Genomic DNA, 4,435 nt, shown 5'->3' with positions numbered 1-4,435 from the left:
GGGCAGACCCGCCGCGGTCTGCGGGTGGTGATCTCCGACTTCCTTCCCGACGCCGAGCCGGCGCCCGCCCGTGGCCGCCGCCGCACCGGCGCCGGTTCTGGTTCCGGGGCCGGTGGGCGGGGCGGTCCGGGCGGGGGTGAGATGCCGTGGGAGCGGCCGCTGCGGCGGCTGGCCGCGCGGCACCAGGTCCTCGCCGTGGAGATCATCGACCCGCGTGAGCTGGACCTGCCCGACATCGGCCCGGTCGAGATGGTCGATCCGGAGACGGGCGCCACGCAGGAGTTCCATCTGTCCCGGCGGGTCCGGGAGCGGTACGCGGCGGCGGCGCGGGAGCAGCGGGAGGCGACCCGGGCGGCGCTGCGCCGTGCGGGGGCGCACCACCTGGTGCTGCGGACCGACCGCGACTGGGTCACCGACATCGCCCGTTTCGCGCTGCGCCGCCGCCGGGCGGCCGGACGCGCCGCCGGCCCGGCGGGCAGCGCCTCTACCGGTTCCTCCTCGGGTGGCGGGGCCGCGGGAGCGCACGCATGACCCTCCTGTCCCCCGGGCGGCTCTGGCTGCTGGTGCTGCTGCCGGTGCTGGTCGCGGTGTACGTGCTGTTGCAGCGGCGGCGCCGCGCGTACGCGGTGCGGTTCACGAATCTGGCGCTGCTGTCGCAGGTCGCGCCCCGGCATCCGGGGTGGCGGCGGCATGTGGCGGCGGGGCTGTTCCTGGTGATGGTCGCGTTGATGATCGTGGGGTTCGCGCGTCCCGCGGGGAGCGTGAAGGTCCCCCGCGACCGGGCGACGATCATGGTGGCGGTGGACGTGTCGCTGTCGATGATGGCCAAGGACGTCCCGCCGAGCCGGGTGGAGGCGGCCAAGGCGGCGGCGAAGAAGTTCATCGGGGAGCTCCCGGCGCGGTTCAACGTGGGGGTGGTGTCGTTCGCGGGGAACGCGAACCTGATCGCGCCGCCGTCGGCGGACCGGCAGGCGGCGCTGGCGTCGATCGACCAGCTGGTGCTGGCCAAGCGGACCGCGATCGGCGAGGCGGTGTTCACCTGCCTGCAGGCGGTCCGGACGTTCGACGCGCAGGCGAGCCAGGATCCGCCGCCCGCGCACATCGTGCTGCTGTCGGACGGGGACAACACGACGGGCCGGTCGGTGCAGGAGGCGGTGGACGCCTCGCGCGCGGCGCACGTGCCGGTGTCGACGATCGCGTTCGGGACGCCGTACGGGACGGTGGACATCGAGGGTGAGACGACCGGGGTGTCGGTGAACAAGGAGACGCTGCGGGCGCTGGCGGAGTCGACCGACGGCAAGGCGTACGAGGCGCAGTCGCTGGGGCAGCTCACCGAGGTGTACAGCCATATCGGCAGTTCGCTGGGGTTCAAGATCGAGCATCGGGACATCTCGGCGCGGTTCCTGGGGATCGCGTTGTTGTTCGCGTTGGCGGCGGCGGGGACGTCCCTGGCCTGGTTCTCCCGCCTCCCCTGACCCACCCCCGGCCCGCACGGCCCGCACCCGCCTCCGCCCACCGCGCTCCCTGCGCTCCCCGTCCGGGCGCGTCCCTCTGCCCTCCTCTTCCGCGTGGTGGTCGTTCGGGGTGGGTCAGCTTCGGCGGCCGGGGAGCATGGTCAGGGCCTGGGAGCGCTGGGCGACGAGCTCGTCGTAGGTGCCGTCGCGTTCGGCCCAGCGGTGCATGAGGACGCCCTTCACGAGGATCTCGCGCGGGGTGGGGTCGGCCGACAGCAGGTCCATGGCCTCGGTGGCGAAGTCGTCCAGCGGCAGCGCGTGCGGGTTCACCTTCTCCTGGCCCGCGGTGGCGACGGCCGGGGGGACGAGTTCGACGACGCCGACGCCGGTGCCGTCGAGCTGCGCGCGCAGGGCCTCGGAGTAGGCGTGCACGGCGGCCTTGGAGGCGGCGTAGCTCGGCATGGGCGGGAACGGCAGGAACGCGATGCCCGAGGTGACGGTGACGAAGGTCCCGGCGCCGCGCCCGACCAGGTGGGGGGTGAAGGCGTCGATGACGCGGATGGTGCCGAGCAGGTTGGTGTCGATCGTCGTCCGGGCCGTGTCGAAGTGCGCGGGGTCGCGCAGGTCCTCCAGGAGCATGACGCCCGCCATGGTCACCACGGTGTCGAGGTCGGGGTGGCGGGCGAGGACGGCGTCGCGGGCGGCGGTGACGGACGGTCCGTCGGTGACGTCGAGGGTGAAGGCGCCGAAGCCCTCTGCGGCGAGGTCGGCGAGGGACCGGGGGTCGCGGCCGGCGACGGCGACGGTGCTGCCGGCCGCGGCGAACCGGCGGGCCAGTTCGCGTCCGATGCCGGAGGTGCCGCCGACGATGAGGACGGTGCGGTGGGAGATGTCCACGAGATCTTCCTCTTCCTTTTCCTGGTCTTCCTGCGTTCCGGGCGGTGCCTGGTCCGGAACCGGCTGTCTCGCAGTCTCAGCGGATTCCGCCGGGCGGGGCAGTGCCCCGGTGTTCCCTGGTCCTGGCAGGGCCCCCTTTCGGGCCGCGAGCACCGCCTACCGTGGGAGGTATGAAGGACGAGGCATCGGGGAACCGGCTCGGCGAGTACCTGCGCGCCCGGCGTGAGCTGGTCACTCCGGCGCAGGTGGGGCTCCCGGCCGGCGGCAACCGGCGTGTGCCGGGCCTGCGGCGCGAGGAGGTCGCGCTGCTCGCCGGGATCAGCCCCGACTACTACCTGCGGCTGGAGCGGGGCCGGGACAAGAACCCCTCACCGCAGGTCCTGGAGTCGCTGGCGCGCGTCCTGCTGCTCGACGAGGTCGAGCGGACGTACCTGCTGGGCCTCACGGCGGCGCGTCCCAGGGCGCCGCGCCGCAAGCGGCCCGAGCACGTCCCGGCGCGGGTGCACGAGCTGCTGGCGCATCTGCAGGTCCCGGCGTTCGTCGAGGGGCGCGCGTTCGACGTCCTGGCGTCCAATCCGATGGCCGTCGCGCTGTCCCCGCGCCTGCGGCCCGGGGAGAACCGGCTGCGTTCCCTGCTCCTGGATCCGGAGGAGAGGGCCTTCCACCAGGACTGGGCGAAGGCCACCGCCGAGTTCGTCGCCGCTCTGCGCACCACCATCGGGGACGACACCGACGACCCGCGGTTCGTCGAGCTCGTCGGGGAGCTCGCGCTGTCCAGCCAGCGGTTCCGCGCCCTGTGGGCGCGCCACGACGTCCGCGTGCTGGCCGGGGGCACGACCACGGTGAACCATCCGGTGGTGGGTGAGCTGCGCCTGCACCGCGACAAGCTGCCCATCGACGACGTCATCCTGGTCGTGTACTACCCCGACAAGGACAGCGACAGCGACGAGAAGCTGCGGCTCCTGGCCGCGCTGTCCCACCCTGACTCCACCGGCGGGTTCCGGCCTGGGGCTTCCGGCGCTGCGCACCACGGCCCGGCGCACCACGGGCCGGCGGACAACAGCCGTCCGGCGGGCGATCCGCATCCGACGACCCTCTGAGGGGACGCGCCGTCCGGTGCCGTCCGCGGCCCCGGGCTGCCGGTCCAGGGGTTCAGGGGTGCGGGTCGCCGTCGCGGGGGCCGCCGCCGAGGACGCCGGTGCCGGCTGCGTCGGCGGCGCGGCCCGACAGCGGAGCGGGACGCGGCAGGCAGGGCAGCAGCCGCGGCGGGGTGCGGGGAGGGGCGATCTGCAGCAGCGCCCACGCGGCGGCGAGTCCGCAGGCGGTCGCGAACAGGTGGCCCAGGTCCCACAGGGAGTGGTTCCAGACGGCGGGGGCGACGACCCCGAGGGTGAGGCCGGCGATGCCCAGGGCCAGCCACCGGCCGCGCATCAGCAGGACGGCCGCGGCGCATCCGGCGACCATGATGTAGCTGACGCCGACGTCGGTGGTGACGGCGAGGCGGGACGGGGCCCGTCCGTTCTCCAGGGCGTGGGTCTCCACCAGGGCCGTCAGCAGCGATCCCAGGACGTGCCCGCACAGCCACACCAGCAGGATGCGGGGCGTGCCGTAGCGCTGTTCGGCCCAGGCGACGACGGTGACGAACAGGGCGATGTACAGGGTGAGGCCCTGCCCCTGGTCGGCGACCCACAGGGCGCTGTCCAGGAGGGCCTTCAGCGGGGCGCGGTGCAGGTTGCGCAGGTTGGTGCTCTGCAGGGTGGTGAGCAGGTCGATGAGTTTGGGCGGGGCGGAGAACTGGACGAGGGTGGAGGCGGTGAAGACCGCGACGTAGGTGAAGGTCGCGGGCGCCGACAGCGCCCAGGCGTGCGCGCGGCGGGTCCAGGGTTCGCAGCGGGCGACGGCCCACCGGGCGGGCTCCCAGACCAGCCCGAGGGCCCGCAGGGCGTACCACCCGACCACGACCAGCACGAACGCGACGACCATTCTCGCCCCTCGACCTCACCCCGGCGGTCCCGACGTTCCCACCCTCCCCCCACACTCTGCCCCCACTCTCCCCTACGCGCGGACGCGGGCCCTCCCGGACG

General features: G+C 74.2%; 5 protein-coding genes. 3 read left to right on the top strand and 2 right to left on the bottom strand.

Annotation, left to right across the window (positions count from 1 at the left end):
* Both DZF91_RS27750 and DZF91_RS27745 read left to right on the top strand, forming a co-directional pair.
* Window positions 1–531 (top strand): DUF58 domain-containing protein (locus tag DZF91_RS27750; RefSeq protein ID WP_456236663.1); only part of this gene is annotated, 531 nt, incomplete at its 5' end.
* The gene (locus DZF91_RS27745) at window positions 528–1,475 is read left to right on the top strand and encodes a VWA domain-containing protein (RefSeq protein WP_117360087.1); all 948 of its coding nucleotides are present in this window, start codon (window positions 528–530) and stop codon (window positions 1,473–1,475) included. The genes DZF91_RS27750 and DZF91_RS27745, both read left to right, overlap by 4 nt.
* 114 nt (window positions 1,476–1,589) lie before the next feature.
* On the opposite strand, the gene DZF91_RS27740 is transcribed toward DZF91_RS27745, so the two are convergent.
* Window positions 1,590–2,351 (bottom strand): SDR family oxidoreductase, encoded by a 762-nt coding sequence (locus DZF91_RS27740; RefSeq protein ID WP_117360086.1) that lies wholly within the window; start codon window positions 2,349–2,351, stop codon window positions 1,590–1,592.
* 170 nt (window positions 2,352–2,521) lie between these two features.
* Between DZF91_RS27740 and DZF91_RS27735 the strand changes: the two genes are divergently transcribed.
* A complete protein-coding gene (locus tag DZF91_RS27735; protein WP_117360085.1) occupies window positions 2,522–3,451 on the top strand; it encodes a helix-turn-helix transcriptional regulator in 930 nt (309 codons plus the stop codon).
* 52 nt (window positions 3,452–3,503) lie between these two features.
* Here the strand turns inward: DZF91_RS27735 and DZF91_RS27730 are convergent, their stop codons facing one another.
* Window positions 3,504–4,334, bottom strand: a complete 831-nt coding sequence (locus DZF91_RS27730) for a rhomboid-like protein (RefSeq protein WP_199486943.1) — start codon at window positions 4,332–4,334, stop codon at window positions 3,504–3,506.
* Window positions 4,335–4,435: the final 101 nt, after the last annotated feature.

The organism is Actinomadura logoneensis (assembly GCF_003428695.1).
Taxonomy (GTDB): domain Bacteria; phylum Actinomycetota; class Actinomycetes; order Streptosporangiales; family Streptosporangiaceae; genus Spirillospora; species Spirillospora logoneensis.
Note: the sequence above shows the minus strand (reverse complement) of the source record. Positions and strands in the feature narration are given on the sequence as shown.

Excerpts from the sequence above, each read along its gene's own strand:
- DZF91_RS27745 (WP_117360087.1), top strand. The coding sequence starts at position 528 with ATGACCCTCCTGTCCCCCGGGCGGCTCTGGCTGCTGGTGCTGCTGCCG.
- DZF91_RS27735 (WP_117360085.1), top strand. The coding sequence starts at position 2,522 with ATGAAGGACGAGGCATCGGGGAACCGGCTCGGCGAGTACCTGCGCGCC.
- DZF91_RS27730 (WP_199486943.1), bottom strand. The coding sequence starts at position 4,334 with ATGGTCGTCGCGTTCGTGCTGGTCGTGGTCGGGTGGTACGCCCTGCGG.